This window comes from Streptomyces sp. NRRL F-525 (assembly GCF_000716605.1).
Lineage (GTDB): Bacteria > Actinomycetota > Actinomycetes > Streptomycetales > Streptomycetaceae > Streptomyces.
In genome coordinates this window covers 53,031-78,627 of the sequence record NZ_JNXE01000009.1, presented here as the reverse complement: position 1 = coordinate 78,627, position 25,597 = coordinate 53,031, and the positions used below count along the sequence as shown (strand labels likewise).

The following is a 25,597-nucleotide window of genomic DNA, read 5'->3' as shown; positions in this document are numbered from 1 at the left end:
GAATGCTGCGGTCGACGGAAGAAATCGTCGCTTCGCTCCGGGACGCGCTCACCGGTGTCGGTGTCGTCCTGCCGTCCCTGTGCGTGGACCCGGTGACGGGTGCGAGCGACGAGAAGTTCGCGCTGGTCATGCTGGGGCGCTGCAACGTCCGTACCGCCGAGAAGCTGGCCTCCGTACTGCGCGGCGAACGGCCCCCGGTCGGGGCGTACGCCGTGGACGTACGGGACGGGCGGGTCGGCGAGGTGATGGGACACGTGGGCGGCAACGTGCAGTTGAGGCCGGTCGCCGGCGGCCGGGAGTGGGACTGCCCACCGGAGTCGACGGGCCCCGCCGGGCAGGAGGAGGTACTACGGGCAAGGGTCCGGGAGCGGAACCGCGAAGCCCGCCTACCCTGAGCCGCCCGCCGTGATCGACTGCCCCCATGCCCCTGATCCCGCCCCGCCTCCTCCGGGCCCTGGAGTCCTTCAACTCGGCCCACCCCTGGAGCCACAACGCCCACTACCACCCTTGGCTGCTACGGCAGTTGCCCCGCAGGTTCGGGCGAGCCCTGGACGTGGGTTGTGGAAGTGGTGACCTGGTGCGGCTGCTTGCCGCGAGGGCGACGGGCCGCGTGGAGGGCATCGACTCCGACCCGCAAATCATCGCCCGGGCAAGGGAGTTGACACCACCCGGTGTCTCCGGCGCCCCCGCGGTCTTCACCGTCGTCGACGCCCGGGCCGGAATCCCCGTCGGCCCCTACGACGTCATCACCTGCGTCGCCGCCCTCCACCACCTCCCGTTCACCGAGACGCTGACCCGTTTCCGGGACCAACTCGCCCCGGGCGGAACCCTGGTGGTCGTCGGCTGTGCCCGCGAGGAGGATCTCGTCGACCATTTCCTGGCCGCCCTCTCGATCCCCCTGAACCTCGCCATGGGCTGGCTGAAGAACCGGGGTCGTAGGGCGGAGTCCCGGCCGGTCGCCATGACCGCCGTGACCCGGCCTCCGGCGATGACCTTCGCCGAGGTCCGCCGCGAGGCGATCCGGGTCCTGCCTCGGGTCCGGCCGCGGCGGTGGCTGTTCTGGCGGTACACGCTGGTGTGGCGGGCGCCCCTGGCATGATTCCGTCCACCCGATGCGCCACCTCGTCGAGAAGGTCAACGGCAGCCGCTCCAGGCGCTGGTGGGCCCGGCGGGGTGCCATCGCTATGCGCCCACGAGCGCGGGTGCCAGCTCTCGCCACGGCTCCGTCGGCACCTCGAACGGGGACTCCATCAGGGCCTGCACGCAGACATGGTCGGCGCCCGCGGCGAGATGCTCGCGCACCCGGGCGAGGATCGCCGTCTCGTCGCCCCACGCGACCAGCGCCTCGGCCAGCCGGTCGGAGCCGCCGCGGACCAGGTCCGTCTCGTCGAAGCCGGCCCGCAGCCAGTTGTTGCGGTAGTTGGGCAGGCCGGTGTAGATGTCCAGGTGGGCGTGGGCCCGGCGCAGCGCGGTCTCGCGGTCCTTCGTGAGTACGGCGCCCATCTCTACGGCCACGATCTTGTCCGGGCCGAGGGCTGCCCGTACCTCGGCGGTCTGGGCCGGTGTCACCAGGTAGGGGTGGCTGCCGTCGGCGAGTTCGCGGGCCGTCTCCAGCATCCGGGGGCCGAGCGCCGCGATCAGGACGGGCGGGCGGGGTGCGTCGGCCTCGGCGGCGTAGAAGGTCGCGCCCGCCATCGCCGTCAGGTACTCGCGCATCGCGGCGACCGGCTTGCCGTAGCTGCCGCCGCGCACCCGCTCCACCAACGGCCGGTGGCTGACCCCGAGTCCGAGCACGAACCGGCCGCCGTACGCCGAAGACAGCGTCCGGGAGGCCGCGTTGGCCGCGACCGCGTCCCGCGCCCAGATGTTCGCGATGCCGGTCGCCACGCGCATGCGGGAGGTCGCGGCGAGCAGCGGCCCCGCCTGGCTGAACGCCTCCCGGCCGTACGCCTCGCCGAACCACAGGGTGCCCCAGCCCTGTTCCTCCAGCTCGGCCGCGATCTCCCCGCCCGCCGCCGGGGCCACGGCGTCCAGGCTCGCGGTCCAGATGCCCACGCGGCCGAGCCCTGCTTCTTCCACCACTGTCATACCGGGACGGTAGGGGGTGGGGGTGGGCGGTTGCCGTGACCGTGCCGCTCAAGGTCCTTGACCCGGGCGTTCGTGGAAGGGGGGTCGCTCAGTCGCCGGGCTGGTAGGAGCGGGGCGCGGAACCCGTCCAGCGTTTGAACGCGCGGTGGAAGGCGCTCGGCTCGGAGAAGCCCAGCCGCCGCGAGATGTCCTCGATGGAGACCGTGCCCGTGGCCAGCGCCGCGATGGCCACATCGCGCCGCAGCTGATCGCGGATCCGCTGGAACGAGGTCCCCTCCGCCGCCAGCCGCCGCCGCAGCGTCTGCGCGCTCACGGCCAGCCGGACCGCGATGTCCTCGGGGTCCGGCATCCGGTCCGGCAGCGACTGCCCGAGCAGTCGGCGGACCTGGGCGGCGGCGGTGCTGCCGTAGTCCAGGCGGGCGAGTACGTCGCCGGGGGCGCGGCGGAGGAAGGCCTGAAGTCCCAATTCGTCCTGGAGTACGGGGAGTTCGAGCAGGGCGCGGTCGAAGACGAGGGCGGTGCGCGGGGCCCGGAAGGTGCACGGGGCGCCGTAGAGGAGGTCGTACTCGAGCGCGTGGGGTGGGGCCGGGTGGCCGAACTCGACCCGGGTGAGGGTGATCCGGCGGCGGATCAGCCAGCCGGCGAAGCGGTGGGCCACGACGGTGGCGGACTCGGCGAGGTAGTGGTCGGGGTCGTCGAAGCCGGTGAGGTCGAAGACGAGCGCCGCCTGCTGTTCCAACTCGCCTGGCCCCTCCTCCAGTTGGAAGCGGGGGCCGCCGGGGAAGAGGCCGTAGAAGGTGCTGCCGCGGTTGATCGCGGTCCGTAGGTCGGGGCTGCAGTGCACCACCGCGTGGCACATCATCGCGAAGGTGCCCACCTTGAGGGGGTGCGGACCGAGGCCCTGGAACTCGTCGTCGAGTGCCTGCCAGACGGCCTGCGTGAGGCGGGCGAACTGCCGCGGTGACACCCGGGCGAGCGGGACCTCCAGCAACTCCGGTGGTACGGCGGCCCGTTCGAGGAGCGCGGTGATGTCCAGGCCGTGCCGCTCGGCTCCGCGCAGCGCGGCCCGTACGTGGTGGATGGCGACCGAGCGGGTGGGCGCGCCGTACGCGTCGCTCTCCAGAGGTGCGGGCATGGCCGCCGATCGTACGGGACACGGAGGTCAACGGCGGTGAGCGCTGCGGTCATGACGGCCCGGCGTGCCGCGCGCCTACCGTCGGGGCGTGATCAGAAACGGATATTTCGACGAGGCCCATGAGGCGTACCGGACGGCCTGGCGCGGCTTCGTCGAGCACGAGATCGTGCCGAGGCAGGACGGGTGGGAGCGCGAGGGGATCGTAGGAAAGGACGTCTGGCGGCTCGCGGGCGCGCGGAACCTGCTCTGCCCGTGGGCCGATCCCGCCTACGGCGGTCTGGGCCTGGCCGATCTGCGGTACGAGCAGATCGCGATCGAGGAACTGGCCGACGCCGCCGAGTCCGGCTTCGCGGTTCCGCTGCACTCCGGCATCGTCGCCCCGTATCTGGCCGAGTTCGGCACCGACGACCAGAAGACCCGGTACCTCACCCGGGCGGTCTCCGGCGAGACGCTGGTCGCCATCGCGATCACCGAGCCCGGGACCGGTTCGGACGTGGCCGCCATCCGTACCCACGCGGTACGGGCCCCGGGTGGGGACGGCTGGCTGCTCAACGGGGCCAAGACGTTCATCTCCAGCGGTGTCAACGCCGACCTCGTCATCGTCGCGGCCCGCACCGGCGAGGGCCATGCGATCGGCCTGTTCCTCGTGACCGCGGGCGCCCCTGGTTTCACGCGGGGCCGCAAGCTGGAGAAGCTCGGCCTGCGGACCTCGGACACCGCCGAGCTGTTCTTCGACGACGTCCACGTCCCGGACGCCGACGTGCTCGGCGATCCGGAGCAGGGATTCGCCCTGCTGATGCGGCAGTTCGCTCTGGAACGGCTGGTCGTCGCCATGGGTGCGGTGGCCCATGCCGGGGCCGCGCTGCGGGAGACGGTCGCCTACACCAAGCAACGCACCGCGTTCGGGCGGCCGTTGGCGCGATTCCAGGACACCCGCTTCCGGCTGGCCGAGATGCGGGCCGGGATCACCTCCGCCCAGGCCTTCGTCGACGCCTGCGTCCTCGCGTACAACCGGGGCACCCTCACCGCCGACGAGGCCGCCGAGGCGAAGCTCGTCACCACCGAACTCCAGGGCCGGGTCGTCGACGACTGCCTGCAGATGTTCGGCGGATACGGCTACCTGTGGGAGTCCGTGATCTGCCGCCGGTACGCCGACGCCCGCGTCCAGCGGATCTACGGCGGGACGTCCGAGATCATGAAGGAGATCATCAGCCGGGCGATGGATCTGTGACCAACTCGCGGCTGTTCCGGGCGACTTGGTCCCGGTGGGGGAAGCCGAAGGCGTACGTCGCCAGGAAGCCGACCAGGTAGCCGGTGAGCAGGCCGCCGCCGTAGATCGCCGCCGTCGTCCCCAGCCCCCGGTTCCCTGCCAGCAAGGGGAACAGTGCCCATCCCGACGGTCCGATCGCCGTCGCCCCCACCTTGTCGCCCAGCATCGCGAAGAATCCGACGAACGCGCCGCCCGCCGCCCCGCCCGCGCAGGCGGTCAGGAACGGGCGGCCGAGGGGGAGCGAGACGCCGTAGATGAGGGGTTCGCCGACGCCCAACAGGCCTGCGGGGAGCGCCGACTTGATGGTCGTACGGAGTGAAGTGTCGTGGTGCATACGGAAGTACACCGCCACCGCCGCGCCGACCTGGCCCGCGCCCGCCATCGCCAGGAGGGGCAACAGGACGGTGTAGCCCTGCTGTTGGATGAGGGTGGTGTGGATGGGGATGAGGGCCTGGTGCAGGCCGAGCATCACCAGGGGGAGGAAGAGGCCGCCGAGGATCAGGCCCGCGAAGGGGCCGGTGGTGGACAGGAGCCAGTTCGCTGCCGTGCCGATCGCCGTGGAGATCTCACCGGCCGCGTACATGAGGCCGTAGAGCGTCGCGAGGCCCGCGGTCAGGACCGTCAGGGTGGGGGTGACCAGGACGTCGAGGGTTGCGGGGACCCAGGTGCGGCACCACTTCTCGACGTACGTGCCGAGGAGTGCGGCGGCTAGTGCGCCGAGTACTCCGCCCTGGCCGGGGGAGAGGGCGACGCCGAAGGCCGTGACCTTCGCGACCCCGGGGTAGACGACGACCGCCGCCACCGCCCCGCCCAGCACCGGTGTCCCACCGAACTCCTGTGCCGTGTTGTAACCGACGAAGACCGCGAGGAGGGTTAGAAACGCGGAGGGGATGACGGCGAGGGTACCCGTGAGTCCCGGGAGCCAGCCCATGTTGATCAGCAGCCCGTTGAGGCCCGCCAGCACTCCGCAGCCGACGAGGGCGGGGATGAGGGGGACGAAGATGTTGGCGACCCGGCGGAGGAGCAGCTTGCCGGGGGTGGCGTTGCGGGCCCGCTGTCCCGCCTTCAACTCGGCGCCGCGCGCGGCCAGTTCGCCCGCGGCACCGCTCACCAGCTTCTCGAACTCCGGGGTCACCCGTGCCACCACCCCCGGCCCCAGCACGATCTGGTACGTGTCGTCGTCCACGACCCCGAGCACGCCGGGCAGCGCCCGCAGAGCCTCCTCGTCCACCAGCGAACGGTCGGCCAGGCCGAGCCGGAGGCGGGTCATGCAGTGGGCGACGGAGGTGACGTTCGCGGGGCCGCCGACGAGGGGGAGGAGGGCGGCGGCGGTGTCGTACGGAGTATCCACCCCCTGAGCGTGCTGGTCAGTCGGCCGCCGCGGTCAGCGCCGCGCGCAGTCGGCCCCCGGACTCCTCCAGAAGGCGGGCGGCCGTCGGGCCGTCGACCCCGGCGAGGACCACGAGGATCGCGTTCTTCACCTCGCCGTCGGTGGCGGCGAGGGCCTGCTCGATCTCCGCGTCGTCCGCGCCGGTCGCCAGCGCGACGATCCGCCGGGAGCGGGCGCGCAGCTTCTCGTTCGACGCCCGTACGTCGACCATCAGGTTCCCGTAGGTCTTCCCCAGCCGGATCATCGTGATCGTCGACAGCATGTTCAGCACGAGTTTCTGCGCCGTTCCCGCCTTCAACCTCGTTGATCCGGTGAGGAGTTCGGGGCCTACGACGACCTCGATGCCGTGCTCTGCGGCTGCGGCGAGCGCGCTGTGCTCGTTGCAGGACAGGCCGATGGTCAAGGCGCCCTTGTCGCGGGCGTGTTCTACGGCTGCGATCGCGTACGGGGTGCGGCCGGAGGCGGAGATGCCGACCACCGTGTCGTCGGGGGTGAGCGCGAGCGCGTCGAGGTCCGCCTGCGCCAACTCCCTTGAGTCCTCGGCGCCTTCGATGGACGTGACGAGGGCGTCCGGGCCGCCGGCGATCAGGCCGACCACCTGGTTTGGATCGGTGTTGAAGGTCGGCGGGCACTCGGACGCGTCCAGCACGCCGAGCCGTCCGGCGGTTCCCGCGCCCATGTAGATGAGCCGGCCGCCGCGTCCCATCCGGTCGGCTACGGCGTCGATCGCGGCGGAGATCTCGGGGAGGCGGTGGGCTACGGCGGCGGCGACCGTGGCGTCCTCGGTGTTCATCAGGCGGGCGATGTCGAGGGTGGGGAGTTGGTCGATACCGGCGAGTTCCGGGCGGAAGGCTTCGGTGGTGAGTGTCTCCAACTCGGCGCGGAGATCACGGGGGTTGGACGTCGAGGTCATTGAGAAGCGGCTCTTTCCGTTCGTTCTTGTCTGCCGGCCGGTGGGGGCTGGTCGCGCAGTTCCCCGCGCCCCTGGGGAGCTGGCGTTCAGGTTGGCTTTTAGGGGCGCGGGGAACTGCGCGACCAACCCCCACCGGGCCCGCGGACGACCACGAAACCGTCAGCGCCTATGCCGATGCGCCAGCGCCTCATAAGACGCCGACAACGCGGGCGCAGCCTGTTCATACGTCCGTTGCGCCACCCCGATGAACAGACAGTCCACCACCAGCAACTGACTCGTCCGGGACGACATCGCCGCGGGCCGAAGCTCGCTCTCCCGAGCCGTGGACGTCGTGAGTATGTGATCGGCGTACTGCGTGACCGCCCCGTCCGGCCGCCCGGTGATCGCAACGGTCGTAGCCCCATGCTCGAAGGCCACCCGCAACGGCTCGATGACGTCGCCGGTGGAGCCGGAGTGGGTGATCGCTATCGCCACATCCCCCGCCTTCAACTGCACGGCGTTCGTGACGGCGAGGTGCGGGTCGCTGTGGGCGTGGGCTATGAGGCCTATCCGGAGCAGCTTCTGGGTGAGGTCCTGGGCGACGAGGCCGGACGCCCCGACGCCGTAGATGTCCGTACGGCGGGCGGACGCGAGCGCGGTGACGGCCGCGCCGAGCTGGACGGTGTCGAGACCGGCCGCCGTGTCCGCGAGGGTCTGCTGCTCGTCGTAGGCGAGTTTCGCGACCACGTCGGCGATCGGGTCGTCGACGGCGATGTCGGTGGTGAGGGCGGGCGCGCGGCCGGACTGCTGCTGGGCCGCGAGCCCGGCGAGGGCGAGGCGCAGGTCGCGGTAGCCGGGGTAGCCGAGGATGCGGGCGGTGCGGACGACCGTGGCCTCGCTGGTGCCGGTGAGTTCGGCGAGGCCGGTGACCGTGAGGGCCGCGCAGCCGGCCGGGTCGGCGGCGACGGTCTCGGCGACGCGCTGCATGGAGCGCGTCATGGAGGGGGCGAGGGTGCGCACCTTGGCGGCCAGTGCGGCGGGTGGCGTACTCCCGGAGGCGCTTCCGAAAATTTCCTTCACTTCCTGGGTCACCTCTGAAAGATATTTTCGCGGCGGTGGTCGGGTCAAGGGTGCGCACAATGGGTGCATGGCATCATCCGACAGCACCCCCGACGACGACCCCATCGCCGAGCCCGTCCCCATAAGCCCCCTGGAGCAGGCGCTGCACGCCGCCCGTGCCCTCGTACTGGCCGATCTGGCCGCGCGCGAGGTCGTCGCGGCGGACGTGGTGTCCATGGTGGAGGAGTCCGTCGTGGAGCGCCGATGGTGGGTGGAGCAGTGGCCGGAGGGCGTCGAGTACGTCGCCGGGCTGGTCGCGCAGGACGTGCAGGACGCGCTGCTGGAGGCGTACGGACGCTGGCCGCTCTGCCCGGTCTGCGCGTCCGGCGACCCGCACGCCCTGGAGGTCGAACCGGAGCTCGGACCCGACCCGCACTGGGTCTGCCACCAGGCGGGCGTGAAGGTCGCGGCCGTGGGGAACCTGGGCTCCCTGTGACCGTCTACATCGACCCGCCGACCTGGCCGGGACACGGCCGCCTGTGGTCCCACCTCGTCAGCGATGTCTCGTACGACGAACTCCACCTGTTCGCCGCCGAGTTGGGCGTACCGCGCCGGGCCTTCGAGCGCGATCACTACGACATCCCGTCGCATCGTTACGCCGACGCGGTGGCCGCCGGGGCGGTGGAGGTCAGGAGCCGGGAGGTGGTGCGGCTGCTGACGGCGGCGGGGCTGCGGCGGCCCAAGGGGCGGGAGCGGTAGGAGGCTCAAGGGGCGGTAGCGGTAACGGAGTTACTCCTTGCGCCCGAGTTCGTAGGCGAACTCCTCGTCCTCCTCGCTCACCTTCCTGAACCCGGCCCGGGTGACGACGGCCTGGGACGCGAGATTGTCGCGTTCGATCGTCGCGAAGACCGTGCGGACGTCGTCGCGGGCCAGCGCCCATGCCGAGAGCGTGCGGAGCGCCTCCGTCGCGTAGCCCTGGCCGCGGGCGGCCGCCGCGAGGTCGTAGCCGATCTCCACGCGGCCCTCCTCGTCGGGGACGCCGTGGAAGCCCAGGCCGCCGACCGCGCGGCCGTCCTCGTGGCGGACGAGGACGAACACGCCGAACTCCGGGCGGTGGACGCCCGATACATAGGCCTTGAGCAGGAAGGTCGCGGCCTCGCGGGTGCCCTCGTACGGGCCGCCCTCGATCCACTCGAACCCGCCGTCGCCGCCCGCGACCAGGTCACCGGCGGCCGCGGGGGTGATGCCCTGGAGGGTGAGGCGGTCGCTGGTGTGGACGAGGTTGTTGGTCCACTTCCAGTCGGTGACGGGGGCGCGGCCGGGGAGGTCGGCGCGGCCGGTCGCCCACAGCAGGGTGCGCCAGAGGTCGGCGGCGGGGCGGACGTGCGGGAAGATCCGGCCGAGGACGAACTCGCTGAGTTCCGGGGCGGGTTGGTAGGTCAGGCCCAGGCCCTCGGCGATGTCGTGCGTGTGCAGCAGCACTTCGGCGGTGCCCATCGCGGCGAAGCCCTCGCGGTTCGCGCTGCGGAACGGGTACGGGTGGAAGGCGCGGGTCTCGCGGGGGGTGGTGCGGATCGCGGCGGCGAGCAGGGCGCCGGTCGTCGAAATCACCTCCAGGGCACCGGAGTTGTCGGTGCCGTCGTCGAAGGTGATGTCGAAGGGGACGTACGCGTGCTGGGCGCGGCCGGCCAACTGGCCCGCGTACGAGATGAGATCACCGGCGATGTGCTCGGCGGTGTCCCGGCAACTCCACTCCAGCCGGCCCGCCTTCGTCCCGTCCCAGTCCCGGTCCGTCGCCGTCCTCAGTACGGCGAGGCAGCTCGCGACGGCCTCTTCCAGCTGGTGTGCGCCTGTGTTCCCCATGCCGGGGAGCATAGGGGCCGATGGCCGGGACCCCGCATTGATTAAAGCATTCACCAACGGCGCATGACGGTGATTTGATCATTCACTCGCCCTGGCTTGGGGTTGGCCTGCTGGGTGGTACCGGCAAAACGCGCATAGTGGGTGATCCGAGTGCACTCTCAATGTCTCCTGAAATGTAACTGACAGGTAGGAATGGAATCCCCTTTGCATTCCTCTCCGTTATTCCAGGGATGGAGAAAGGGGATGCTTGCCGAAATCGTCATTTGCGGGTGATCATTTCGTTGTCGCCGGGCAACCGGGGGCGGAAATGCACATCACCGAAATCCAGGAGGTTCCCCATGGAGAACACCGTCGCGGCCCAGGACATCACGGTCGAGATCGAAGAGGTCGAGTCCTACGAGCCCATGCTGCTTCAGGGCCCGAACGTCGACTAATTCTGTGCCCGCTCCGGTGGCCCGGGGAATTCGCTTCCCCGGGCCGTCGGGGCCCCAGTCCAGGGGTGACCGTGTCTGTACAAGCGAGTGAGTTCATCCGGCTGACGCCCCGACCGGGCGCGGCCGGACAGTGGATCGCCGACGACCTGCTGACCAGGCGATCCTTCAAGCTGGGCGCGCAGGAGGCGGCCGTGCTCGTCCTCGCGGGCCGGCCGCGGGAACGGCGGCTGCTGGCGAAGGAGGCCGCCGTCGAACTCGGTGTGCCGCCCGAGCGGGCCGAGGCGGTCGTCGCCTCGATGGAGAAGGCCGGCCTGATCGTCGGCGACGAATATCTCGACACCCCGCGCTACAAATGGGGGCAGGAGGTATTTCGGCGGTGGGACGAGAAAGGCTGGCGCATGGCGGCCGAATACCATATCGCCGCGCATGATTTCCCCGGCGTCGATTACAGCAAGGGAATCGCGGTCGACCGGGAGCGAATTCACCGGTATCGCGACGAGGAAATCGACGACGACCGTTTCAAGGAGCCCGCGTCGGCGGAACGGATACCGCTCCCCGCACTCTCCCCGGATCTCGCGCCGATGCCCGTCGGTACGGACGCGGGCCGCACCCGGCACCTCGACCGGCCCGGACTCCTCACGATCGCCGCGCTGGCCCTCGGCATCGTGGAGACGACCCGCAGCCGCGCGCCCGGCTCCGCCGACTACCTCACCCGCACCAGCCCCTCCGGCGGCCGACGCCATCCCACCGAGGGCTATCTCGCCGTCCTCGACGTCGACGGCGTCGAACCGGGCTGGTACCACGTGCACGGCGGACTGCACGCGCTGGTCAAACTCCCGGTCCCCGCGCCGGACCCGGACTCCGAGGAGTTCCGCCGCGTCTTCCGCGCCAGCACCACCCGGCCCGCCTTCGACGTGCGCTGCCTGCTCGTCCTGACCTCGGTGTTCCGCCGCAACATGTGGCGCTACCGCGAGCCCCGCACCTACCGCAGCATCCACATGGACGCCGGCCACATCGCCTCCACCGTGACCCAACTCGCCGAGGGTTTCGGCATCCCGGCGTTCCCCGCGTACGGCGATCTGGAGTCCGGGGTCGAGCGGATGATCGGCGTGGACGGGCTGACGGAGGGGCTGATCGCGACGGTGGCGCTCGGTTAAGTCGCCATCCGTACAGCCGAGTTGACCTCAGCCCCTGAAGGACCTGAAAGGAGCAGCCCCATGTCCGATCCGTCCGCCCTCCCACCCCTGCTGCGTATCGGCGGTGGGCTCAGTCCGCGGGACGGTGTGCACGTCCAGGATCTGGCCGGCCGTCGCCGCGGGTACGTCGACCGGCGCACGCTGGCCCGTACGATCGCCGCGGGTGCCCCGCCGGACGGCTCCGGGGCTTTTGCCTCCTGGCTGGCCGGGGCCGAGGCCGCGCCCCAACCTCCGGAGGAACTGGTCGAGTTCTGGCACCGGCGGCGCTGGCGCCCCTCCCTCGAATACCACCTCCTCTCCCGCGATCTGCCGTACGCCGACTCCGGCGCCGACGCCGTGGACACCCGCCGCGAGGTGCTGTCCGGATACGGCGGCGGTGCTCAACTCCCGCCCCGGATACGCCCGGAGGGCCGCCGCGTGCCGCTGCCCGAGCCGGTACCGGGCGACCCCGGCCGCAGCCTCGGCACGGCCCTGCTGACCCGCCGCTCGGTGCGCAGCTATCTGCCCCGGCCGACCCCGGGCGGCGCCCTCTCCCACATCCTCCGCACCGGCCTCGCCACGGTCGCCGCCAACCAGCGCCGCACCGGCGAGGACGACCCCTGGGAACTGCTCCGGTCCTTCGGCACGGCCTTCGACTTCTACGTCCTGACGTACGACGTCGACGGCATCGACCCTGGCGCCTGGCACCTCGATCTCGCCCCCGCCGAACCGGAGTTGACCGAGATCCGCCCCGGTGACCTCCGGGGCGCCATGCGGGAGGTGTTCTACGGTTCGCCCTGGCCGCTGACCGCCGGGTTCACGCTGGTGATGGTCGCGGACTTCGAGCAGTACCAGTTCCGGTACCGGCACGAACGCGCCCTGCGCAACCTGTACATCGAGTCCGGGCATCTGGCGCAGCGGCTGCTGCTGCTCGCCGACACGCACGGGCTGGGCACGCTGGTCACTCCGGCGGTACGGGACGGGCTGATCGAGGAGTTGCTGGGCCTGGACCCCGTCCGCCAGGCGACGATCTACACGCTGACCATGGGACCCGATCCGCGGCACGGCACCCGGACGCGGGTGAAATGAGCGCCGCACCGGACACGGTTGCGCCCGTCTCCCGGGGCGGGCGTCTCCGCCAACAGGCCCGCCCGCTCCTGGAGTTGGCGCTGCCCGCCGTCCTCGCGACCTCCGTGTCCCGGGCCGGTGACCTCATCAGCCTCGCGCTCACCGGGCACTACAGCTCGACGGCGCTGGCGGGGGTCGCCGGGGCGATCGTGGTCGTAGAGCTGGCGCTTGGGGTGTTGCTGGCGGGGGTGACGGGTTATCAGGTGCTGTGTGCCCGGCATCTCGGGGCGGGTGAACGGGACGCCGCCGTAAGGGCGTTGCACGCCTCGCTGCGGCCGGTGGGTGCGCTGGCGGTGGTGGTTGCCTTGGTGTTGGTCTTCGCGGCGCGGCCCTTGGTCGCCCTTACGGTGCACGAGCCTGCGGCGGTCGCGGCCGGTGCGGCCTATCTCCGGGCCCGGGCACTCAGCCTGCCGTTCGCGGTGCTTTCCGCCCTCGGCACGATCACCCTCCAGGCGGCGAAACGGACCCGGCTCACGCTCCTCACCAACTGCGTAGCCATGCCGGTCAATTTGGTCGCGAGCTGGGCCCTGATCTACGGCGTCGGTCCGTTCCCCGCGCTGGGCGCCGCCGGAAATGGCCTCGGGGTCACTCTCTCCCTGCTCTGTGCGGGCGCGCTCCAGGTGGTCCTGCTGCGGCGGGCGGGTCTGTGGGACTGGCTGGGTACCTGGCGCGCGACTCCTTGGGACTGTCAATCGGCGCGGGAGAGCTGGGAGTTGGCGTGGCCGGCGATGGTGTCGATGGCGGTGGACTACCTGGCGTCCTTCGCCTTCTTCGCCGCGATAGGACTCCTGTCACTCACCGAACTGGCCGCGTCCCGTGTGGTGTTCCAGCTCGTTCTCCTGGTCTTCATGCTGTCCAACGCGTTCTCGGGGGCGGCGGGTGTTCTCATGTCCCGGGCGGCGGGAGGGGGTTGCGTGGACGCGGTCCGCACCCACTGGCGGACCAACAGGGTGCTCGTCACGGGCGCGCTCACCCTGACGGGGGTCGGGTTGGCAGTCGCCGTACGCCCAGTGCTGGGTTTGTTCACCGACGACCCGGCGGTCGTGTCGGCCGCCGTGGGCGCGACCTTGCTGGTAGCCGCGAGCCTCCCCCTCGTCGCCGTGACCGTGAGCAACACGGCCGCGCTGCGCGCCCTGCGCGACACCCGGGCCGACATGGTCGCCAACACGGTCGCGTCCTGGGTGGTCCAACTGCCGCTGGCCTGGGCGGCGGTGCGGGCTGGGTGGGGGCTGACGGGGGCGTTCGGTGGGGTGTTGGGGTACTGGGCGATCCGGGCGGCGGTCACGGAGTGGGCGGTTCGGCGGATGATGGGAGTAGGGGCATGAGTACGCCGGGTTGCCGTGTTCGCCCAGGAGGTCGGGGGTTCTGTCCCGGGGCGGCTGCGGGCAGTCCGTGGCTGGTCGCGCAGTTCCCCGCGCCCCTGAAACTGGCCCCGCGTTCCAAAGCCACCGGAACAACGGCAACGAACCCACGACCCCCCGAATCGCACCCCCCAAGGGGCGCAAGCACCCGCAGCTACCCGGATACGGAACCCCCCCCCAAGGGGCGCGGGGAACTGCGCGACCAGCCACAACCCACCCGCAGCTGTCCAGATACGGACCCCCTCCAGGGGCGCGGGGAACTGCGCGACCAGCCACAACGCACCCGCAGCCGCCCCGAAACAGCACCCCCCGAGCTCCTAGGCGGCGGACATGATCACCCCCACCCTCTCCCCGGACGGGCAAGCCGTGGCCTACGTCGACGCGGACGGCACCGTCACCGTGACCGAGGTCGCCACAGCCACCGTACGCACCCTGCACCCCCTACCCCCCGGCGCCGTCCACGCCCTCCAATGGGCCCCGGACAACGAACACTTGCTGCTCATCACGGAGACAAACGGCCGAGAGCGCTTCACCCCGCACGCCCTGCGCGTAGCAGACCGCAAGCTGCTCCCCCTCGCCCCCGCCAACACCCTCCAGGTACGCGGCCTATGGACCTCGCCCACCCACCCGCACGCGATGGTCACAGCCATCCGCCGCCAAGGCGACCCCACACTCCACCCCTGGTACCTCCCCCTGGACCGGACCACCCCCGCCCGCCAACTCGCCCACTGCACCCCCGGCACCCGGGACTGGGCCTTCGACCCCCAACTCACCTGCCGCGCAAGCCTCCTGGGCCTCCCAGACGGAACCCTGCGCCTGCTCACCACGGCGGACGGTCACGACTGGCGGCCGCTCCTCGACCTCCCCCTCGCCGACGCCCCGGACACCCGCCTCCTCGGCATCCACCCCACCTCCGGCGAGATCCTGCTGCTCACCGCGTACGACGCGGACGCCGTCCGACTCGCCGCCGTCGACCCCCGCACCGCCCACCCCCGCACCCTCCTCGCCGCACCACCCCCGTACGACATCACCACCGCCTGGCTCGCCCCGGACGGCACACCCCGCGCCGCCCTCCACCACGCGGCCCGCCGCCATCACACCTGCGCCGACCCCGCCTACGCCCGCGACCTCGCCCGCGCCGCCACCCACATCCCCGGCGACCTCGAACTCCTCGGCCACGACACCGCCGACACCCGCTGGCTCCTCGCCGCCCACGACCCGGCCCGCCCACCACGCCACCACGTCTACGACCGGGAGCAGGGGACGGCCGTAGCACTGCCCCCGGAACCCCAACACCCGGACAGCGAGCCCCCGTTCACCACCGCCCTCACCCTCACCACCTCCGACGGCCACCCCCTCACCGCCTACCTCACCCTGCCCCCGAACACGGTGATTTCGCCGCCCCTCATCCTCCGTGTCCACGGCGGACCGTGGGCCCGCGACCGGTGGCGTCACGACCCCGAGGCCGCCTGGCTCGCCGCCGCCGGGATGGCCGTCCTGCGCGTCAACTACCGCGGCTCCAGCGGCTATGGGCGCGCCTTCCGCGACCTCGGCGACGGCGAGTGGGGCGCCCGCATGCAGCAGGATCTCTACGACGCCGTCGACGCCGTGGCCGGGCGGGGACTGTGTGATCCGGAGCGGGTAGCCGCGTACGGCGGTTCCTACGGCGGCTACGCCTCCCTGCTCGCCCTCACCGACCCCCGTTTCCGCTGCGCCGTCGCCGTGAACCCCCTCGTCGACCTCGCCTCCTCCGACTGGGCGGACGGGCCGTACTGGCGCCGGATGCGGGCCCTGTGGGACAAGCAGATCGGCTGGAGCCGGTTGCCGGAGGGGGAGTTGAGGCGTCGGTCGCCGGTGCATCGGGTCGCGGACATGCGCGGGCCGGCGTTGGTCGTACGCGGTGCGCATGATCCACGCGTCGACGCGGCCGGTATCGAGGCGTTCGTACGGGACCGCCGCGCGGCGGGCGGGGAGGTGGAGGAGCTGATCCTCCCCGACGACGGTCACGCCGTGCGCAGTTCAGAGGGGCAGGACGCCCTCCGCCGCGCCCTCTCCGCCTTCCTCACTCGCCACTTGGACCTGCCGACGCCAGCAACTCCAGCTCCGCCGCCAGGTTGTAGCGAGCCGTGGCCTCCCATTCCGCGGCCCCGTACGGCGTCCTGAAAAGCCTTGGCAGAGAGAGGAGTTGGCGCAGGATCGCCGAACGGCCCTCCCTGAAAGCCTCGTTGGGGACGAAGTGGTACTCCTCGCGGACCGCCGCCGTGTACGCCGCGTACGCCGACGGCGGTGCGGCCAGGATCGCCAGGTCCGCGTCGCACAGCACCTGGCCGTCGTGGTCGTCGTCGGCGGGATCGTGCGTGACGGTGAGCCGGACGAGGCGGGCGACTTCCGCGACCCGGCCCTCCGGCACCCCGGCCTCCGCCAGCGCCCGCTCGGCCAGCCGTGCCGACCGCTCCTCGTTCTCGGAACGGTCGGGGAGGTACACCGCGTCGTGGAACCAGGCCGCCAGCCGTACGACGTCCGGGTCGTCGGCGTGCTTCTCCAGCACGTCGATGTGGTCGAGGACCGAGGTGAGGTGGGTGAGCGTGTGGTAGTGGCGCTGGGGTTCCTGCCAGCGGGTGAGGAGGTTCTCGGCGTAGGGCGACGGGTCTGGGCCGTCGGTGGATGTGCGGGCGCCTTCGAGGGCGCGGGTCCAGCGGGCGCGGAGGGCGTCGAGATCGGGCATGCCCCGTATTTTCCTCCCGCGGCCGTGCCCCTAGCGTGGAACGCATGACTTACGCCGACACAGCACACGACGTACGTGATCCCGAACTGCCCGGACGGCTCCTCGTCACCGAGCGCGACGCGCTGATTCCGTTGCTCCGTTCGCGGCCCGACGAGGACTTCGCGCTGGCGACCCTCGCGTGTCCGGGGTGGACCGTGCGGGATGTGCTCGCGCACTGTTCGGCCGCGCTGACGCGGGTGGTGGAGCGGCGGTTCGAGGAGGGCGTGTTCTCGCCTGAGGCCAACGACCGGGACATCGCGGAGCGGGCCGACTGGACGAACGCGCGGGTCGTGGACGAGCTGGAGCGGGGCATGTCCGAGGCGGGCGCGGTGATCGCCCGCGCGGGCGGCGCGCTGGACGCCGTAGCGCTCGGCGAGTGGGTGCACGCCGGTGACGTACGGGACGTCCTCAGCGTGCCCGGCGCCTATGGTGGCCAGGGGCTGGGGTCCGCTCTAACCCTTCTCGGCCTCGTGACCCGTCAGAAAAACCACCGGCCTCTGCACGCCGACCTCGACGACCTGGACGATCCGCTGCGCCTGGGCGACCTGTCGGGCGAGCTGACCCCGGCGCGCTACATCGGCGACGCGCCCACGCTCGTACGGCTGTACTCGGGGCGGCCGGTGCCGGCCGGCACGGGCTACGAGCTGGCCGGTGCGGAACCGGCGGAGCTGAACATCTTCGGCGGGTGACAGCTGCCCTGTGCCGGGGGCGATCTCGCGGCCCCCTGACCTCCCGCGTACCCTGGATATTGGACTAGACCTGTAGCCGCTCCAGGGAACACGACGGAAGGGGTCCTATGAGCACGCGTGCAGTCCTGGAGGTGATCGCCCTCGGCGCCGAGGACGCGATCGCCGCCCAGGCCGGAGGCGCGGACCGTCTCGAACTGGTCACCGACATGGCGGCCGACGGACTCACCCCGCCGGTGGAGACCTTCGCCGCGATCCGGGCCGCCGTCGACATCGACCTGCGCGTGATGCTGCGCCTCGCGGACGGGTTCGCCGCGGGCGACGTGGACCGGCTCGTCCGGGTCGCCGGGGAGCTGCGGACCGCCGGTGCCGACCAGTTCGTGCTCGGGTTCCTCGACCCGGACGGCCGTGTCGACCTCGACGCGGTGGAGCGGGTCGTCGCCGAACTGGACGGCTGCGCCTGGACGTTCCACCGCGCGATCGACCGCGCCGCCGACCGCGACGCCCTGCGCAAGCAGCTCGCCGACCTGCCGGGCCTGGACGCCTACCTCACCGCCGGTTCCGCGGACGGCGTCGACGACGGCCTTCCCACGCTGCTCCGCGAGGCCGCGCTGCACGGCGAACCCGGCTACGAGCAGCGCATCCTCGTCGGCGGCGGCCTGCGCCTCGACCATGTACCGACCCTGCTCGCCGCCGGAGTCGACGCCTTCCACATCGGCGGGGCCGCCCGGCCCGACGGCTGGGAGCGGCCGGTGTCGGCGACGGCCGTGGCCGAGTGGCGGGCGGTCCTCGACGGAGCCTGAACCGCCCTTGCCCGTCAGGCGAGTTGGGACGGCAGCGGAGCCGTGTGCGTGACGATCAGACCCGACACCGCCCGGGTCAGGGCCACGTACAGGCGCCGCAGCCCGGTGCGTTCGTCCGGTTCACCGTCGACCACGGCCTGCGGCTCGTCGAGCACTACGTAGTCGTACTCCAGACCCTTCGCGAGCGACGCCGGGACGAGCGTCAGACGCGTGTCCACGGTGGTCTCCTCACCCGGGTCGATGTAGCCGATGCCCGCCGCGGTGAGGGCTTCCGCCAGCGCCGGGATCCTGGCGTCGGCGGCGATCAGACCCGTCGACCCCTCGTTGCCCAGCAACTCCTCGCAGGCGGCGACCACTTCGGCCGTACCGGCGACGGAGCGGAGGTCGAAGAAGCCCGGGTTCTCACGCACCGAGGCGACGGGCGTGAGCCCCGGGGCGATGTGGGGGAGGAGCCGGGAGGCGTACGTGATGACGTCCGTCGGCACGCGGAAACCGGCCGTCAACTCCTCGATCACGCCATCCGATTTGCCGAGGTGGGCCAGCGCCTCGTCCCAACTTCGCGTCGCCCAGGGCGTGGTGCCCTGCGCCAGGTCGCCGAGGACGGTAGCGGAACCGGTGGTGCAGCGGCGGCCGACCGCCCGGTACTGCATGGGGGAGAGGTCCTGTGCCTCGTCGAGCACCACATGCCCGAGCGAGTGCGTCCGCTGCACGAGGTCGGTCGCCTCGTCGATCAACACGGCGTCCGGCGCTGACCACTTGGCGGCCTTCACGCTCCGGACGGGCTTCGCCCAGAGGATCGTCTTCTGCTCGTCCTCGTCGAGGATCCCGTCCGCGTGCGCGGCGAGGAAGTCCGCGTCGCTGAGCAGCCGCAGCACGAGTTTCGCCGGCTCGACCGGCGGCCACACCGCTTTGACGGCCGCCTTCACCGCGGCGTTGCGGGCCACGGCGTCCTGCACCCGGTCGTCCGGCGCCTCCCCGGACCGCTCCATCTGCACCAGCACGGCATGCGCGATGCGCTGCGGAAGGGCCTCGCGGGCGGCGCCGTAGCGGATGTCGCGGTCGAGCAACTCCCGCACGATCGCTTCGAGTTCGTACGCCGGGACCCGCCAGCGGCGTGAGCCGCGCACGACCATCACCGGTTCGGTGGGCAGGGTGACGTGCGAGTAGATGGCCTTCCGCAGCACCTCGGCCATGCGGGCGTCGCCCTTGATGACGGCGGCCGGTGCCTCGTCCGTGCCGCGCACCTCGACGCGGGCGACCAGGTCGTCGACCGTGCCCTGGCGGACCGCCAACTCGCCCAGGGCGGGGAGGACTTGCTCGATGTAGTGCAGGAAGGACTTGTTCGGCCCGATGACGAGGGTGCCGGTACGGGCGAGCCGCTCGCGGTGGGCGTAGAGGAGGTAGGCGACCCGGTGCAGGCCGACGGCCGTCTTTCCGGTCCCCGGGCCTCCCTGCACACAGACCGTCCCGCCGAGTCCGGACCGTACGATCTCGTCCTGCTCGGGCTGGATGGTCGCGACGATGTCGCGCATCGGGCCCACGCGCGGGCGCTCGATCTCCTGCTGGAGCAGCTTGCTGGTGGCGGCCGCCTCGGCCGGGTCCATGAGGTGCTCGTCCTCGTACGCCGTGAGCTCGCCGCCCGTGTAACCGAAGCGGCGGCGCAGCGAGACGTCCAGCGGGTCCTTCTTGGACGCCCGGTAGAACGGCTGCGAGACCGGCGCGCGCCAGTCGATGACCATCGGGTCGCCGTCGCCGTCGTGCACATGACGGCGTCCGATGTAGAACTGCTCGCCCTCCGCGCCCTCGGCCTGCTCGACGCCCGGCGCGTGCAGGTAGGTGAGGCGGCCGAAGAACAGCGGGGTGTCGCTCAGGTCGGCCAGCGCCTTGATGCGGTCGCCGATCTGGCGGGCGAGGATCTCGGCGTTGACCCAGTTCGCCGTGACGTCCTTGATGTCGAGCGACTGGACGTCCTCGCGCATGGCGCGCAGCGCGGAACGGGAGGAGGCCAGGTGCGAGCGTTCGCGGGCGAGGGGGTCGTCGAGGGGGTCGGCGGCGGGCGTGGACAAGGGGGTGCCTCCGGAAGACCTGCTGAAGCGGCTGCTGGGTGGGATACCGACCGGTTTCCGTCCGGGCGGTGGCACTCCCTGCGGGGAGGCGGGCAAGAGCGGAGATTCTAGGTCAGGGGGAGCGGAGGAGGCGAATGGTTTTACGGCCGCGCCGACGCGGGCTACCCCTAGGGGACACCCCCTCCACCCAGGAGGGGAACGGGTCAGCCCGGAGGCGTAGAAAGGCGGCCCGGAGGTTGGCTCTCTGGACCGATGCCGACCTTATGTCCCAAGACGCACCATGGAGACATGAGCGCAGCAACCATCACCCCGGTCCCCGTCCGCCCGACCGGCGCCACACCGGCCACCGGCGGCAGCCACCCCCATCGCCTCGGCAATGCCCTGCGCGCGATAAAAGTGTTCGCGGGCGCCGCGTTCAGCGTGGTCGTCCTCGGCGAGTACGGCGAGGAAGCGGGCGTTCGCCGTAAGTGACCGCCCGCTCCGCCCGCTTCACCCGCCGCACCGTGATGCTCAGTTCTCCGCGAGGATCTCGTCCGCGTCCATGATCCGGTAGGCGTACCCCTGTTCGGCGAGGAAGCGCTGGCGGTGGGCGGCGAAGTCCTGGTCGATCGTGTCGCGCGCGACGACCGAGTAGAAGTGGGCCTGGTGCCCGTCGGCCTTCGGCCGCAGTACGCGCCCGAGCCGCTGAGCCTCCTCCTGGCGGGAGCCGAACGTACCCGACACCTGGATGGCTACGGTCGCCTCCGGCAGGTCGATCGAGAAGTTCGCGACCTTCGACACCACGAGGACGCTGATCTCCCCCTCGCGGAAGGCCCCGAAGAGCTTCTCGCGCTGCGCGTTGGAGGTCTCACCCTTGATCACGGGCGCGTTCAAGTGCTCGCCCAGCTCGTCGAGTTGGTCGATGTACTGCCCGATGACGAGGATCTGCTGACCCGCGAACCGCCGCACGATCGCCTCGGTGACCTTCCGCTTCGTGGCGGTCGTCGCACAGAAGCGGTACTTCTCCTCGGCCTCGGCGGTGGCGTACGCGAGCCGCTCGGACTCGGTGAGATTGACGCGGACCTCGACACAGTCGGCGGGCGCGATGTACCCCTGCGCCTCGATCTCCTTCCAGGGCGCGTCGAACCGCTTCGGCCCGATGAGCGAGAACACGTCCGACTCCCGGCCGTCCTCACGCACGAGCGTCGCGGTCAGCCCGAGCCGCCGCCGCGCCTGCAGATCCGCCGTGAACTTGAAGACGGGCGCGGGCAGCAGGTGCACCTCGTCGTAGAGGATGAGCCCCCAGTCCCGGGAGTCGAAGAGCTCCAGGTGCGGGTAGACACCCTTCCGCCGCGTCGTCAGCACCTGGTACGTGGCGATGGTGACGGGCCGGATCTCCTTGCGCGTCCCGCTGTACTCCCCGATCTCCTCCTCGGTCAGCGAGGTCCGCTTGATCAGCTCGTGCTTCCACTGCCGGGCGGAGACGGTGTTGGTGACGAGGATGAGCGTGGTCGACTTGGCCTGCGCCATCGCCCCCGCGCCGACCAGGGTCTTCCCGGCGCCACAGGGCAGCACGACCACACCACTGCCCCCGTGCCAGAAGTTCTCCACGGCCTGCTTCTGATACGGCCGCAGCGCCCAACCGTCCTCGTCCAGCTCGATCGGGTGCGCCTCGCCGTCGACGTACCCGGCGAGGTCCTCGGCCGGCCAGCCCAGCTTCAGCAGCACCTGCTTGATCTGCCCGCGCTCGGAGGGGTGCACGGCCACGGTGTCGGGGTCGAGCCGGTTGCCGACCAGCGGGGCGACCCGCTTCGACCGCAGGATCTCCTCCAGCACGGGCCGGTCGGTGGTGGTGAGGACGAGCCCGTGCGCGGGGTGCTTGCTCAGGGTCAGGCGGCCGTAGCGGTCCATGGTCTCGGCGATGTCGACCAGCAGCGCGTGCGGCACGGGATACCGGCTGTACTCCACGAGCGCGTCCACGACCTGCTCGGCGTCGTGCCCGGCGGCCCGCGCGTTCCACAGTCCCAGCGGTGTCACCCGGTACGTGTGGATGTGCTCGGGCGCCCGCTCCAGCTCGGCGAACGGCGCGATGGCGCGCCGGCAGTCGTCGGCTCGCTCGTGATCGACCTCGAGGAGAAGGGTCTTGTCGGACTGGACGATGAGGGGGCCATTCACGCGCGACTGCCTTTCTGCGGGCCTCGGCCGGGCCTGGAGGACTCGGGACGGCCAAACGTCCAGTGTGCACTACCGGCCGATGATCACGGCGGCGCTCTGCGAGGCTGTGGCCATGGGCGAGCTGAAGGCGGAGGTCATGGGAGAACTGGTGGACCGGGTCGACGAGCAGGACCGGGTGCTCGGGGTCGTGGACCGGGGTGAGGCCATCACGCACCACTGGCTGCACCGCGTCGCGACGATCGTCTGCCGGGACGGGGAGGGCCGCGTCCTGGTGCATCGGCGGGCGGCGGACATGTCCCGCTTCCCGGGGCAGTACAACTTCATGGTCGGCGGCGCCGCGGAGGCCGGGGAGTCCTACGAGGAGGCGGCGGCCCGCGAACTCACCGAGGAACTCGGGGTGCGGGTGCCGGTCCGGTTCGCCTTCAAGTTCCTGTGCCGGGGCGAGATCAGCCCGTACTGGCTGGGCCTTCACGAAGCGGTGGTCGGCGAGGACATCACCCCCGACCCGGACGAGATCGCCTGGCACGCGTGGGTCACGGAGGACGAGCTGCGGGAGATGGCCCGGCGCCCGACGTTCGTGGCGGACTCCGTGGACGTGCTGGCCCGCTATCTGAACCGAGGCGAGGCGGCCCGGGCCGACCCTCTTCCCTGAAAAGTGTGACACTTCTGGCGAAAGTGACACACTTTTTGGGACCTACCCCTCCGCCAGCTCCGCGACCCCGGTCACCCGGTGCAGCGGATACGTCCGTACCTCGTCCGCCGTGTGGTCGTACGCCGTGACGAAGCCGCCCTCCACGCGGATGGGGGCGATCACGCGCTGGCTCGCGGCGCCCTCGGCGTTGACGTAGCCGATCCAGAGGGTGTCGCCGGTGAGGACGGCGGCCTGCATGGTGGCGAGGGTCTCGGCGGAACTGGTGCGGGGGAGGTCACCGGTGGGCGAAGGGGTCGTCTTGAGAGGCGTCGTGGAGGCGCGGTCGCCCGCCCTGATCGCGCGGATCGCCGCCGACAGGAGGGTCGTGTCCGGGGTCGGCGGGCCGTCCGGTACCGGTTCGGGGGCCGTGCGGGGCGGGGTGCGGCGGGCGTGGGCCCGGGTGATGACGACATCGCCGTCGGCGGACTCGGCGGCCGGTGCGAAGCCCATCGCGCGCAGCCCGTCGAGGAGCGCGGCCGGGTCGGCCTGGGCCGCCAGCACGGTCGGCGCGAGGCGGCGCAGGCGCAGGCCCGCGGACCGTTTGTCGGCCAGGATCTCGCTGAGCACCGCGTCGTCGTCGCAGCGGACGTACGCCGAGGCCGCGCCGATCCGCAGATGCCCGTGCCTGCGGGCCACGTCGTCGATCAGGTAGGCGAGGGGCTGCGGGACCGGTGTACGGGAGTGCGCGGTGAGGAAGTCGTGCAGGTCGGAGGCGGACCGCCCCGCGTCCAGCGCCCGGCGCACCGACCCCGGCGTGAACCGGTACACCGTCGCCCCGCCCTTCGACTCCACATCCGCGAGCACGTCCAGCATGTCCGCCAACGGCCGCTCCAACGGGCCCGGTGCCACCGCCGTCAGGTCCGCCTGGAGGAGGACGTGGTCCAACGGTTCGGGCAGGAGCGGGGCAAGCAGCCGAGCGGCGGCGGCACTTGCGGCGGCCTGCTCGGCGGGGGAGAGGGGGTCGGGGGGAGTGGGCGGGCGGTGGTGGTGATGGACGGGGAGCTTGTCGCCGGGGCTGGAGGGGCCGGAGGGAGCGGAGACACCGGGGGAGGAGTCGGCCGCTGCGACACCCCGAGGCCCCAACAACGCCCGCCCCTGCGCCGACAGGGCCCCCCGCCCCGTCACCCCCAGCATCTCCGCCTCGCTCAACGTCCACCGGGCAAGCCGGCTCCGCAGATCGTCGCCCTCTTGAGGACCTGGCTGCGCACCGCCCGCCCCCCGAACCGGCCGCTCCCACCGCAACCGCGCCAACACGGACTCGGCGGACGGCGAGGCGCCCTCCGGCAACCCGGCGAGCAGACCCAGCACCCGGTGCCGTACCTCCGGAGCCGCCGACCGGTCCAGCCCCGGCCCCAGCGCGGACAACGTCCGCTCCTTCGCGTCCCGCCCGCCCACCAGCCCCGACGTCCGGGTCGCCGTCAGCCACGCCTCCGCGAGCCGCGCCCAGCGCTGCGCGGCGGGCAGCTCCAGCCACTCGTCGTGGGCCGGGGTGGCCGCGTACCGTTCGTCGGCGTCACCGTCGGAGGCCAACAGCCCCGCCGCATAAGCGAGTTCGACCCAGAAGGCCGCGACGGGCTCGGCCACGTCCAGCGCGACCGCCGTCCGCTTCAGATCACGGACGCTGAGACCCCCCGCCCGCATCACGGTCGGCCCGCCCTCGTCCCAGTCCTTCAGCAGCTCCTCGACCGTCGCGAGCGCGGTGTACGCCTGCCCGGCCGCCGTGGTGTCCACAACCTGTGGACGGTGCGTCGCCTTCGCCTCGACCGCCGGCGCCACCGGCTCCGTCTCACGGTGCGCGCGCCCGGCCCGCAGATGCAGGGCCACTTCACGCGGGAGTACGACCGTGCCGGGCGCGGTGGGCAGCAGCAGCCCCCGGTCGATGAGCCAGCGCAGATGGGACGCCGGTTCGGCGGTCACCTGGCCGTACGGCGGCCCCCAGACCAGCCGGTTCAGCACCTCCAGGGACTCCTCGGGGGCGCGGCCGAGGAGCGCCTTCATCCGCCGCCTGGCGGTGAACAGCTTGGTCAGTGCCGCCACCGCGGACACGGAGTCATGCGTGGAGGGCAGCCCGGCGGCCGTCACGATCTCCTGGATCCGCCCCGGCGACATCCCCGCCGTGGCCTCCGCGACCGTAGGCCCGAGGCCGGTCGGCGACGGGTGCTGCGGCGAGGGCGCCAGCAGCTCACGCGCTGTCCGCACCAGCCGCAGCCGGTCGTCCGCGCCCCACACCAGCGCCTGCTCGCGCAGCGTCGCGAGGGCGCGCGGCAGCGCGTGCACGACGGCGGCGTCGCGCGCGTCCCCCGCCATCAGCCCGGCCAGCTCGTCGTACGACGCCGGGTCCCCCGCCACGGCCAGCGCCTCCGCCGTCTGCAGCGCGAACCGGTCCAGCCGCTCCAGCGCCCGCACGACCGACCCGCGTGTACCGGCCCGGGTCGCGAGCTGCGTCAGGTCGGTGGGCACAGGCGTGATGAGGTCGGGCCGGCTGCGCAACAGCGCGGCAAGGGAGGCGTCGTCCCTGTTTCGGAGTGCCTCCGCGAGCGAACGGGGCGGCGTGGCCGGGGTGCTCATCCGACCCACGGTAGCGGGTACCGGGGCCGGGCCGGTGTCGCCCGCCCTCACCCCGGCCCCGCCCACCCCC

At 71.9% G+C, this 25,597-nt stretch carries 23 protein-coding genes; 13 read left to right on the top strand and 10 right to left on the bottom strand.

Features of this window, described 5'->3' with window-relative positions; all coding sequences use genetic code 11:
* Positions 1-2: 2 nt before the first annotated feature.
* Both OO69_RS15540 and OO69_RS15535 read left to right on the top strand, forming a co-directional pair.
* Positions 3-395 carry a hypothetical protein gene (locus OO69_RS15540; RefSeq protein ID WP_033281220.1) on the top strand — a complete coding sequence of 131 codons (393 nt, stop codon included), beginning with the start codon at positions 3-5 and terminating at the stop codon, positions 393-395.
* Positions 396-421: 26 nt separating this feature from the next.
* The gene (locus OO69_RS15535) at positions 422-1,099 is read left to right on the top strand and encodes a class I SAM-dependent methyltransferase (protein ID WP_033281219.1); all 678 of its coding nucleotides are present in this window, start codon (positions 422-424) and stop codon (positions 1,097-1,099) included.
* Between the two features lie 83 nt (positions 1,100-1,182).
* On the opposite strand, the gene OO69_RS15530 is transcribed toward OO69_RS15535, so the two are convergent.
* Entirely contained in the window at positions 1,183-2,088 is a 906-nt protein-coding gene (locus OO69_RS15530; protein WP_033281218.1) for a TIGR03620 family F420-dependent LLM class oxidoreductase, read from the bottom strand.
* A gap of 88 nt (positions 2,089-2,176) precedes the next feature.
* On the bottom strand, positions 2,177-3,223 hold the full coding sequence (locus OO69_RS15525) for an AraC family transcriptional regulator (protein WP_051801040.1): 1,047 nt from the start codon (positions 3,221-3,223) through the stop codon (positions 2,177-2,179).
* A gap of 88 nt (positions 3,224-3,311) precedes the next feature.
* Between OO69_RS15525 and OO69_RS15520 the strand changes: the two genes are divergently transcribed.
* Complete coding sequence (locus tag OO69_RS15520) at positions 3,312-4,454, top strand: acyl-CoA dehydrogenase family protein (RefSeq protein WP_106971053.1); 1,143 nt, start codon at positions 3,312-3,314, stop codon at positions 4,452-4,454.
* On the opposite strand, the gene OO69_RS15515 is transcribed toward OO69_RS15520, so the two are convergent.
* From OO69_RS15515 to OO69_RS15505, 3 genes are all read right to left on the bottom strand, one after another.
* Positions 4,432-5,844 carry a PTS transporter subunit EIIC gene (locus tag OO69_RS15515; RefSeq protein WP_051801039.1) on the bottom strand — a complete coding sequence of 471 codons (1,413 nt, stop codon included), beginning with the start codon at positions 5,842-5,844 and terminating at the stop codon, positions 4,432-4,434. The genes OO69_RS15520 and OO69_RS15515 overlap by 23 nt on opposite strands.
* 16 nt (positions 5,845-5,860) lie before the next feature.
* Positions 5,861-6,796 (bottom strand): N-acetylmuramic acid 6-phosphate etherase, encoded by a 936-nt coding sequence (gene murQ, locus OO69_RS15510; RefSeq protein WP_033281217.1) that lies wholly within the window; start codon positions 6,794-6,796, stop codon positions 5,861-5,863.
* A 159-nt stretch (positions 6,797-6,955) separates the two neighbouring features.
* Positions 6,956-7,867: a MurR/RpiR family transcriptional regulator gene (locus tag OO69_RS15505; RefSeq protein WP_033281216.1), complete on the bottom strand. Its 912-nt coding sequence runs from the start codon at positions 7,865-7,867 to the stop codon at positions 6,956-6,958.
* Positions 7,868-7,922: 55 nt separating this feature from the next.
* Here OO69_RS15505 and OO69_RS15500 point away from each other — a divergent pair, with 55 nt between their 5' ends.
* Complete coding sequence (locus OO69_RS15500) at positions 7,923-8,330, top strand: hypothetical protein (RefSeq protein WP_051801038.1); 408 nt, start codon at positions 7,923-7,925, stop codon at positions 8,328-8,330.
* Positions 8,327-8,593, top strand: a complete 267-nt coding sequence (locus tag OO69_RS15495; RefSeq protein ID WP_033281215.1) for a DUF4031 domain-containing protein — start codon at positions 8,327-8,329, stop codon at positions 8,591-8,593. The genes OO69_RS15500 and OO69_RS15495 overlap by 4 nt, the downstream gene beginning before the upstream one ends.
* A gap of 30 nt (positions 8,594-8,623) precedes the next feature.
* Here OO69_RS15495 and OO69_RS15490 read toward each other — a convergent pair whose 3' ends face one another.
* Positions 8,624-9,673 carry a GNAT family N-acetyltransferase gene (locus OO69_RS15490; RefSeq protein WP_033281380.1) on the bottom strand — a complete coding sequence of 350 codons (1,050 nt, stop codon included), beginning with the start codon at positions 9,671-9,673 and terminating at the stop codon, positions 8,624-8,626.
* Between the two features lie 529 nt (positions 9,674-10,202).
* On the opposite strand from OO69_RS15490, the gene OO69_RS15485 reads away from it, so the two are divergent.
* From OO69_RS15485 to OO69_RS15470, 4 genes are all read left to right on the top strand, one after another.
* Positions 10,203-11,288, top strand: a complete 1,086-nt coding sequence (locus OO69_RS15485; protein WP_033281214.1) for a SagB/ThcOx family dehydrogenase — start codon at positions 10,203-10,205, stop codon at positions 11,286-11,288.
* A gap of 60 nt (positions 11,289-11,348) precedes the next feature.
* On the top strand, positions 11,349-12,395 hold the full coding sequence (locus OO69_RS15480) for a SagB/ThcOx family dehydrogenase (RefSeq protein WP_033281213.1): 1,047 nt from the start codon (positions 11,349-11,351) through the stop codon (positions 12,393-12,395).
* The gene (locus OO69_RS15475; protein WP_033281212.1) at positions 12,392-13,759 is read left to right on the top strand and encodes an MATE family efflux transporter; all 1,368 of its coding nucleotides are present in this window, start codon (positions 12,392-12,394) and stop codon (positions 13,757-13,759) included. The genes OO69_RS15480 and OO69_RS15475 overlap by 4 nt, the downstream gene beginning before the upstream one ends.
* Before the next feature lie 366 nt (positions 13,760-14,125).
* Positions 14,126-15,958 carry a prolyl oligopeptidase family serine peptidase gene (locus OO69_RS15470; RefSeq protein WP_033281211.1) on the top strand — a complete coding sequence of 611 codons (1,833 nt, stop codon included), beginning with the start codon at positions 14,126-14,128 and terminating at the stop codon, positions 15,956-15,958.
* On the opposite strand, the gene OO69_RS50130 is transcribed toward OO69_RS15470, so the two are convergent.
* Complete coding sequence (locus tag OO69_RS50130; protein WP_078652448.1) at positions 15,858-16,520, bottom strand: hypothetical protein; 663 nt, start codon at positions 16,518-16,520, stop codon at positions 15,858-15,860. The two genes, OO69_RS15470 and OO69_RS50130, sit on opposite strands and share 101 nt — an antisense overlap.
* A gap of 44 nt (positions 16,521-16,564) precedes the next feature.
* Between OO69_RS50130 and OO69_RS15460 the strand changes: the two genes are divergently transcribed.
* Together OO69_RS15460 and OO69_RS15455 are read left to right on the top strand one after the other, a co-directional pair.
* Positions 16,565-17,248, top strand: a complete 684-nt coding sequence (locus OO69_RS15460) for a maleylpyruvate isomerase family mycothiol-dependent enzyme (RefSeq protein ID WP_033281209.1) — start codon at positions 16,565-16,567, stop codon at positions 17,246-17,248.
* 107 nt (positions 17,249-17,355) lie between these two features.
* Positions 17,356-18,048 (top strand): copper homeostasis protein CutC, encoded by a 693-nt coding sequence (locus tag OO69_RS15455; protein ID WP_033281208.1) that lies wholly within the window; start codon positions 17,356-17,358, stop codon positions 18,046-18,048.
* Positions 18,049-18,062: 14 nt separating this feature from the next.
* Here the strand turns inward: OO69_RS15455 and OO69_RS15450 are convergent, their stop codons facing one another.
* Positions 18,063-20,114, bottom strand: a complete 2,052-nt coding sequence (locus OO69_RS15450; protein WP_033281207.1) for a HelD family protein — start codon at positions 20,112-20,114, stop codon at positions 18,063-18,065.
* 288 nt (positions 20,115-20,402) lie between these two features.
* Here OO69_RS15450 and OO69_RS15445 point away from each other — a divergent pair, with 288 nt between their 5' ends.
* Positions 20,403-20,585: a hypothetical protein gene (locus OO69_RS15445; protein WP_033281206.1), complete on the top strand. Its 183-nt coding sequence runs from the start codon at positions 20,403-20,405 to the stop codon at positions 20,583-20,585.
* Positions 20,586-20,624: 39 nt separating this feature from the next.
* Here the strand turns inward: OO69_RS15445 and OO69_RS15440 are convergent, their stop codons facing one another.
* Positions 20,625-22,268, bottom strand: coding sequence for a DNA repair helicase XPB (locus OO69_RS15440; RefSeq protein WP_033281205.1), 1,644 nt, complete (start codon positions 22,266-22,268; stop codon positions 20,625-20,627).
* A 136-nt stretch (positions 22,269-22,404) separates the two neighbouring features.
* On the opposite strand from OO69_RS15440, the gene OO69_RS15435 reads away from it, so the two are divergent.
* The gene (locus OO69_RS15435; protein WP_051801059.1) at positions 22,405-22,920 is read left to right on the top strand and encodes an NUDIX hydrolase; all 516 of its coding nucleotides are present in this window, start codon (positions 22,405-22,407) and stop codon (positions 22,918-22,920) included.
* A gap of 42 nt (positions 22,921-22,962) precedes the next feature.
* Here OO69_RS15435 and OO69_RS15430 read toward each other — a convergent pair whose 3' ends face one another.
* Positions 22,963-25,527 (bottom strand): helicase-associated domain-containing protein, encoded by a 2,565-nt coding sequence (locus OO69_RS15430; protein WP_033281204.1) that lies wholly within the window; start codon positions 25,525-25,527, stop codon positions 22,963-22,965.
* Positions 25,528-25,597 lie beyond the last annotated feature (70 nt).

Bases quoted from the DNA above. Each gene is read 5' to 3' on its own strand.
- OO69_RS15460 (WP_033281209.1), top strand. From the start codon at position 16,565: ATGACTTACGCCGACACAGCACACGACGTACGTGATCCCGAACTGCCC.
- OO69_RS15475 (WP_033281212.1), top strand. From the start codon at position 12,392: ATGAGCGCCGCACCGGACACGGTTGCGCCCGTCTCCCGGGGCGGGCGT.
- OO69_RS15500 (WP_051801038.1), top strand. From the start codon at position 7,923: ATGGCATCATCCGACAGCACCCCCGACGACGACCCCATCGCCGAGCCC.
- OO69_RS15535 (WP_033281219.1), top strand. From the start codon at position 422: ATGCCCCTGATCCCGCCCCGCCTCCTCCGGGCCCTGGAGTCCTTCAAC.
- OO69_RS15530 (WP_033281218.1), bottom strand. From the start codon at position 2,088: ATGACAGTGGTGGAAGAAGCAGGGCTCGGCCGCGTGGGCATCTGGACC.
- murQ (WP_033281217.1), bottom strand. From the start codon at position 6,796: ATGACCTCGACGTCCAACCCCCGTGATCTCCGCGCCGAGTTGGAGACA.
- OO69_RS15430 (WP_033281204.1), bottom strand. From the start codon at position 25,527: ATGAGCACCCCGGCCACGCCGCCCCGTTCGCTCGCGGAGGCACTCCGA.
- OO69_RS50130 (WP_078652448.1), bottom strand. From the start codon at position 16,520: ATGCCCGATCTCGACGCCCTCCGCGCCCGCTGGACCCGCGCCCTCGAA.
- OO69_RS15435 (WP_051801059.1), top strand. From the start codon at position 22,405: ATGGGAGAACTGGTGGACCGGGTCGACGAGCAGGACCGGGTGCTCGGG.
- OO69_RS15445 (WP_033281206.1), top strand. From the start codon at position 20,403: ATGAGCGCAGCAACCATCACCCCGGTCCCCGTCCGCCCGACCGGCGCC.
- OO69_RS15455 (WP_033281208.1), top strand. From the start codon at position 17,356: ATGAGCACGCGTGCAGTCCTGGAGGTGATCGCCCTCGGCGCCGAGGAC.
- OO69_RS15480 (WP_033281213.1), top strand. From the start codon at position 11,349: ATGTCCGATCCGTCCGCCCTCCCACCCCTGCTGCGTATCGGCGGTGGG.
- OO69_RS15470 (WP_033281211.1), top strand. From the start codon at position 14,126: ATGATCACCCCCACCCTCTCCCCGGACGGGCAAGCCGTGGCCTACGTC.
- OO69_RS15525 (WP_051801040.1), bottom strand. From the start codon at position 3,223: ATGCCCGCACCTCTGGAGAGCGACGCGTACGGCGCGCCCACCCGCTCG.
- OO69_RS15540 (WP_033281220.1), top strand. From the start codon at position 3: ATGCTGCGGTCGACGGAAGAAATCGTCGCTTCGCTCCGGGACGCGCTC.